The 2147-nt window shown below is 68.4% G+C and carries 2 protein-coding genes; both read left to right on the top strand.

The window, feature by feature from the left end; genetic code table 11:
* The first annotated feature begins 548 nt into the window (after positions 1-548).
* The gene (locus ABD385_RS41085; RefSeq protein ID WP_344585372.1) at positions 549-794 is read left to right on the top strand and encodes a phosphopantetheine-binding protein; all 246 of its coding nucleotides are present in this window, start codon (positions 549-551) and stop codon (positions 792-794) included.
* A 7-nt stretch (positions 795-801) separates the two neighbouring features.
* On the top strand, positions 802-2147 hold a 1346-nt coding region (locus tag ABD385_RS41080; protein ID WP_344585370.1), incomplete at its 3' end, for a condensation domain-containing protein.

The raw sequence follows: 2147 nt of genomic DNA, 5'->3' as shown, positions 1-2147 counted from the left end.
GCATCCGGAATGCTGGTCCGGGGCACCGGCAAGGGCGCGTTGAGCCCGCGGGAAAGGTCTATCCCGTACTGCGCTCCTTGCATGGGGGCAGTAGTAGGACGGTCGTCGGCAGGGTTGAATTTCCCTGCTACGGATTCACTGGTCATGAGTCAACAGCCCCCGGGTCACGACTTTCCCATCGCCTTACTTTGGCGTTCGCCCGTCGGGGAACCTATATCGAAGCACGAGAGAAAAGGAAGGTTTGCAGTGCGCCTTGCGCGCCGGTGCTGTAAATGTCTGAATATGGGGCACTTGGCGGCGTTGGTCTAGGAACCGTGAGTTCCACATAATCCCTGGTGAGGCTGGCCAAGCGATGCCCCTTCGGCTGGGGAAAAATTCCTTGACACCTCGGCTTCCGCCGTATCAGGATCACGAAAACGTCTGGCGCGGGCACATTTCTTCAGCTCGTCATCCGGCTTGCCGAACGGCTCGTCCCGGGACTCCACGACGCCATGCCCAGTGCATTCCACAGACGGATAATAAATTTCCCGTGACGGAGGACCGAGCGGATGAAACCCGTTGTGCCTGATGCGTTCGTCGAGGGCGTGAAGGGCCTTTGGCTCGAAGTTCTCGGCGAGGGAGCTGACTTAAACTCCGGCTTTCTGGAGAACGGCGGAGACTCGTTCCGCGCCGTCCTCTTCACCGCCCGCGCCTTCGAAGTGACCGGACAGGAGATCGACTACCTGGACGTGCTCGAAGCGACCGGTGTCGAGGCGCTCTGCGCGCTCGTCGCCGGCTCTGCGCCCGGGCGTTGAGGCACCGATGGCCCAGACGGTTCCGCTGACCCCGAGCCAGTCCGATCTCTACCTGGCGGACCGCGCCGCGGACGACCCCACGACCTATCATGTCGCCCTCGTCTACCGGGTCGAGGGCGCGCTCGACGAGACCGCGCTGCGTGCGCGGTTCCAGCGACTGCTCGCCGCGCACCCGATGCTGGCGGCACGCGTGGTGGAGGGCGGCGAAGGATGGTACTTCGCGCCGGCGGAACGAACTCCCGCCCTGCACGCCTCGACGGTCCCGCTCGACGCGGACGCTGCGCCGGCCGCCCGGCGTGTGCGCCAGGAGTGCAGGCGTCCCATGGACCCGGCGCGAGGGCCGCTGCTGAGGGTGGTGCTCCTTCGTTATCCGGACCACCGTGCCGATCTCATCGTCGTGGCCCATCACTTGGTCGTCGACGAACCGTCGGCCGAGCTGATGGCCCGCTGGCTGCTCACCGGCGACGAGGCCGAGCCCGCGCAGACCTTCGCCGACTGGGGCGCCTCCACGGCGGTCACCCCGGAGAGGACCGAGCGCGCGGCCGCCCTGCGGGACGAGTTCGCCGCCGCCGGCCTGGCTCCGGCACTCGACTGGGCCGCCCCCGCCGCCGCCCCCGCCGCCGACCTGAGTGAAGTCGGCGGCGGCATCCATGAGTTGCAGCTGGACAGGAAGCTCTGGGGGCGGGTGCGGACGCTCGCGGCCGAACTCAGGATCACGCCGTACTCGTTCGTGGTCGCCGCCGCGGGTCTCGTCTTCGGTCGCAACACTCGCACCGCTCGACCGGTGCTCGGCGCCACGGTCTCCCGCCGGACGCCCCGGCACGCGGCGACGGTCGGATACTTCAACTCCACCGTGCCGATCCCGGTCGCCCTCGACGAACAGCCCACGATCGCCGATTTCCTGCGCCAGACCCATGCCCGGTCCATGCGGGCCTACCGTGACGCTGACCTGCCGCTGTCGGCGGTCCTGCCGAAGAACGGCGGTGAAGGGCCTCGGCTCGTGGTGGTGCCCACCTCGCCGCTGCCGGAGCTGACGACGGACGAGGGCGCCCGGTGCGTCCCGCACGCCGACCTCGATCTGGGCACGGCACAGTTCCCGCTCGCCCTCTATCTGAGCGAGGAGCCTGAGGGGCTGCACGGTCTGCTGCGCTACCAGCGCGGGAAGATCTCCGCGAGCGCCGCCGAACTGTTCTGCCGCCAGGTGGAGACGGTCGTCGCCGCGTTCGCAGCGGACCTCGACGCCGCACCTGCGCAGGTCTCCACGGTGCCGACCACCGACTCGGCGTGGCTCGCCGAGTGTGCGGGCGAGGCGGCGGCCGATCTCACGACCCAGGACCTCTCCATACCCCAGCT

This window comes from Streptomyces lunalinharesii, from assembly GCF_039532155.1.
Classification (GTDB): domain Bacteria; phylum Actinomycetota; class Actinomycetes; order Streptomycetales; family Streptomycetaceae; genus Streptomyces; species Streptomyces lunalinharesii.
The sequence above is the reverse complement of the archived record's forward strand: the minus strand, read 5'-3'. Positions and strand labels throughout refer to the sequence as shown.

Bases quoted from the DNA above. Each gene is read 5' to 3' on its own strand.
- ABD385_RS41085 (WP_344585372.1), top strand. From the start codon at position 549: ATGAAACCCGTTGTGCCTGATGCGTTCGTCGAGGGCGTGAAGGGCCTT.